Here is a 3,750-nt window from a genome sequence, read left to right as displayed (position 1 = left end):
GGTTTTTGGCTGGCATTTTTGTAAAAATTGACTAAACTTAATTTTTATTATACCCTATTTAAAGGTACAACAGCTTACCATGATAAAACCGCTCAATACAAAAAAGTAATCAACACCGCTCCACCCAGCCTGAAATAAATTTAAAAAAAGTAACTTGATTTAATCTCTCGGCGCTCATCTCGTTGAGGTGAAACATTACCACTAATACCGCCGCAATCCCTCGATCAACTTGCCAGAGGTTAAGCTTTTTGTGAGGATTTGAACTCTGTGCAATGAAAAAATACCTTAGTCGAGGGTGGCCGTTGTGCTTGTTCCTCAACTACAGTCAACCCACTAAACCTAGTCAACACATTAGAGACTATAATATAACTTTATACTTTTTTCATAAAGTTGTGCAAGAAGACTTCCGACTGATCGTTGACTTAGTTCTAGTTCTCGCTGCTGCCGCAGCAGGAGGACTCTTTGCATCGCTTTTGCGACAGCCGGTAATTCTCGGCTATCTCCTGGGAGGGATCGTAGTTGGGCCGGCCGGTTTGGGGCTGATTAAAGAATTAATTCAGGTAGACACCCTGGCTGAATTCGGGGTTGCCTTTCTGTTGTTTGCCTTGGGAGTGGAATTTTCCTTCGCTGAACTCCAGAAAGTTAAAGCCATTAGTTTGGGCGGAGGGGGCTTGCAAATTGTGCTGACGATCGCCTTTACTACTGCAATTTCCTTGGCTGTAGGCTGGGTAGAATCGCCCGCTCAAGGCGTGTTTTTAGGAGCGATTCTGTCGCTTTCCTCGACAGCAGTCGTACTGAAATGCTTAATGGAGCGCAATGAAGCCGGTACTTCCCACGGTCAAGTCATGCTGGGAATATTAGTAGTTCAAGATTTGGCTTTGGGGCTAATGCTAGCAGTTTTGCCGGCACTCAACCAGCCAGCAGAAGCGATCGGCATGACGGTAGCGTGGGCCCTGCTGCGGATCGGGTTATTTGCTGTCGGTGCTGTAGTTGCGGGCATTTGGATCGTACCGCAGTTGCTGCGCTACCTCGCGCAAACAGAAAGCCGGGAACTGTTTTTGCTGGGAGTTGTGGTTTTGGCTTTAGGGATTGCGCTGCTGACAGAATATTTGGGTTTTTCGATCGAGATGGGCGCATTTGTGGCGGGTTTGATGATTTCAGAGGTTGAATATGCCGACCAAACTCTCACTTATGTCGAGCCTTTGCGAGATATTTTTGCATCCTTATTTTTTGTCACCATCGGAATGTTAATTGACCCGCTGTTTCTCTGGAACCATCTAGAATTAATTCTGGGACTGGTATTTCTAGTATTTGTCGGCAAATTTTTGATTATAACGCCGATCGTCCGGCTATTTGGCTATCCGCTAAAAACAGCATTAATCACAGGTTTGGGCTTAGCTCAAATAGGAGAATTCTCCTTTGTACTCGCTAGTTCCGGCCAAGTTATGGGGCTGGTTTCGCGGGACGTTTACCTGTTAATTTTAGGCACGACGGCAGTCACCCTCGTCCTGACTCCGTTTGTATTGAGAAGCGTGCCGCAGTTATTGAAATGGGCGGAAAATTTTGGGCCTTTGCAGCGCTATTTTGACGAAACATCTCAACCTGTGGCAATAGCTGAAACTTTGCCGGAACAAAATCATGTTGTGGTTTGCGGCTACGGGCGAGTCGGCAGAATTTTAGTAAAAATGCTGCAAAGCCGCAACTGTTCAATTGTGGTGATCGACGAGTCAGAAAGTAGAATTCAAGAGTGCAGAGTCCAAGGAATTCCTTACATTTACGGGAATGCTGCCAGCTTGCACGTATTGGAAGCCGCGCGGGTGGAACGGGCAAAAGCCATGGCGATCGCCCTTCCCGATCCCATGAGCACTCGCTTGTGTCTGAAGCGGGCTTTAGAATTAGTCCCGGATTTGGATATTGTGGTGTGCGCGAACCAAGATAAAGACATCGAACTGCTTTACCAACTGGGGGCCTGGGAAGTCGTGCAGCCGGAGTTTGAAGCCAGTTTAGAACTGTCTTCCCACTTGCTGGCTGGCATGGGGCTCTCGGCAATGGCGATCGCGCGGGATGTGCAGCAAATTCGCAGCAGCCGCTATCTGGAATTGCGGCCACCGCGCGAACCTTTGGCGGTTTCGCGGGATTTGAAAGTGGCGGTTCGAGATATGAACAGCGAGTGGTACAACTTGCCGTCGGGTTCTCCCATTGCCAGCATGACTCTGGAAGAAACTAACTTGCGACAGTTGACAGGGGTGAGTGTGATGGCGATCGTCCGCGAGAATGGCGAGGAAATTGATTATCCTAACGGCAAGACAGCTTTGCAGTCGGGCGATCGACTTTTTGTAGTGGGAGAACCTGAAGAACTCATCAGTTTTGAGTTGCTGGCGAAGGGGGAAGTTGCAGTGCCGCAGGGCGACAGTTCTTGCCAGTGGCTAAGGCTGCCAGCAAACAGCCCTTGGGCGGGCAAAAAACTGTCAGAGGTAGATTTGCTTAGCCAGTACGGGGTGCAGGTGCGGGCGATCCGCCGGGAAGGGAAATTTACTCGCTGGCCGGACGGAACTACCAATTTGCAAGAAGGCGATCGTTTACTGCTGTGCGGCGGCTTCTACGAACTCGGCTTGATGCAGCGGACGGCCTCACCGCCGGTTCGGCAACCTGCTTTAAAGCTGCCTTTTGTCACCGCCCAAGTCAGCGAAAAGTTGTTTAGCGATTAGGGAAGGAAGAAGGAAGAAGGAAGAGGGAAGAAGGAAGAAGGAAGAGGGCACAGGGAAGAGGGAAGAAGGAAGATTTGTTCCACTGTCTCCCTCTCCCAATCTCTCCGTCTCCATTCTCCCACTGTCCCCCTCTCCCACTCTCCCCGTCTCCTCAGCCGTTGGGTTTGAGATAAGCAATTGCTGGCCGCGAGATCAGAATTTGTGTTTCTGAGGGATCGAGGAGGCAAATGCAGCTATGATCCTGCCAAAAAATTCGGCCCTCTAGCAAGTCGCCGGTAACGAGTTTGAGCTGCACCTGTTGTTTGTCTTTGATGTAGCTTTGTATTAAGCGAACGCTGGGCAATCCGGTTTCAAATTCAGACATAGTTCAGAAAAATATAGTCAAATATTACCTTAAACCATATTCTTCTGTTTATGCCGTTTAACCCTTACTGCCGCAATTACAAGCGCCTCTCCCCAATGAGAGAGAAACCCCTTGGCGGCTACTTTTCGACGGATATTCATTGAGCCATTGACATTACCATTAATTAGATATCCCTGTGGAGTTATAAAAATTATATTTGTTTATATTTTACTAGAAAGGACTATAAATTGCATAAAGTTCGTCGTAATTGCTCAACTAGGGAAAAAAGGGAGCCATCAGTAGAGAGAGCTTGTTGAATAGATTGATAAGCAGTTAAACCCTGACGCTTGCCAGTATTAACAACTCAACGAACGGCAGCAAACAAATCTCGCCCCCATTCCGAACGGAAGCCATTGGTCACACGGCGAAATATCACGCTCATCCGAATCGCCTGTTCACTACTATTATTCGTGGGTGGAATTGTCGCATCTTCCAGAAATAGAAATAAATTGTCAATCAGCCCACCGTAACGTTTTCGTAACCGTATACCATCCGGATGCTGTGGTGCTAAATCCAAAATTTTGGTTAATCTTTCCTGTAAATTTATTCGATATCTCAAGAGTCTAGTACAGCATGGCGGAAATAAAGTACCTATTTTATGGGAGACTGGGGCTAAGTGAGATAAATTGCACTCAGAAC

The 3,750-nt window shown here is 47.6% G+C and carries 2 protein-coding genes and 1 pseudogene; 1 reads left to right on the top strand and 2 read right to left on the bottom strand.

The window, feature by feature from the left end:
• Nucleotides 1-392 precede the first annotated feature (392 nt).
• The gene (locus tag QUA74_RS29370; protein ID WP_333336246.1) at nucleotides 393-2,708 is read left to right on the top strand and encodes a cation:proton antiporter; all 2,316 of its coding nucleotides are present in this window, start codon (nucleotides 393-395) and stop codon (nucleotides 2,706-2,708) included.
• 151 nt (nucleotides 2,709-2,859) lie between these two features.
• Here the strand turns inward: QUA74_RS29370 and QUA74_RS29365 are convergent, their stop codons facing one another.
• Both QUA74_RS29365 and QUA74_RS29360 read right to left on the bottom strand, forming a co-directional pair.
• The gene (locus tag QUA74_RS29365) at nucleotides 2,860-3,072 is read right to left on the bottom strand and encodes an Hfq-related RNA-binding protein (protein ID WP_333336245.1); all 213 of its coding nucleotides are present in this window, start codon (nucleotides 3,070-3,072) and stop codon (nucleotides 2,860-2,862) included.
• 367 nt (nucleotides 3,073-3,439) lie between these two features.
• Nucleotides 3,440-3,532, bottom strand: a pseudogene (locus tag QUA74_RS29360) (IS66 family transposase); the annotation flags it as partial.
• Nucleotides 3,533-3,750 lie beyond the last annotated feature (218 nt).

Origin of the sequence: Microcoleus sp. LAD1_D3 (assembly GCF_036702135.1) — a bacterium.
In the GTDB taxonomy this organism is placed as follows: domain Bacteria; phylum Cyanobacteriota; class Cyanobacteriia; order Cyanobacteriales; family Microcoleaceae; genus Microcoleus.
Note: the sequence above shows the minus strand (reverse complement) of the source record. Positions and strands in the feature narration are given on the sequence as shown.

Coding starts and splice junctions, on each gene's coding strand:
- QUA74_RS29365 (WP_333336245.1), bottom strand. CDS start 3,072: ATGTCTGAATTTGAAACCGGATTGCCCAGCGTTCGCTTAATACAAAGC.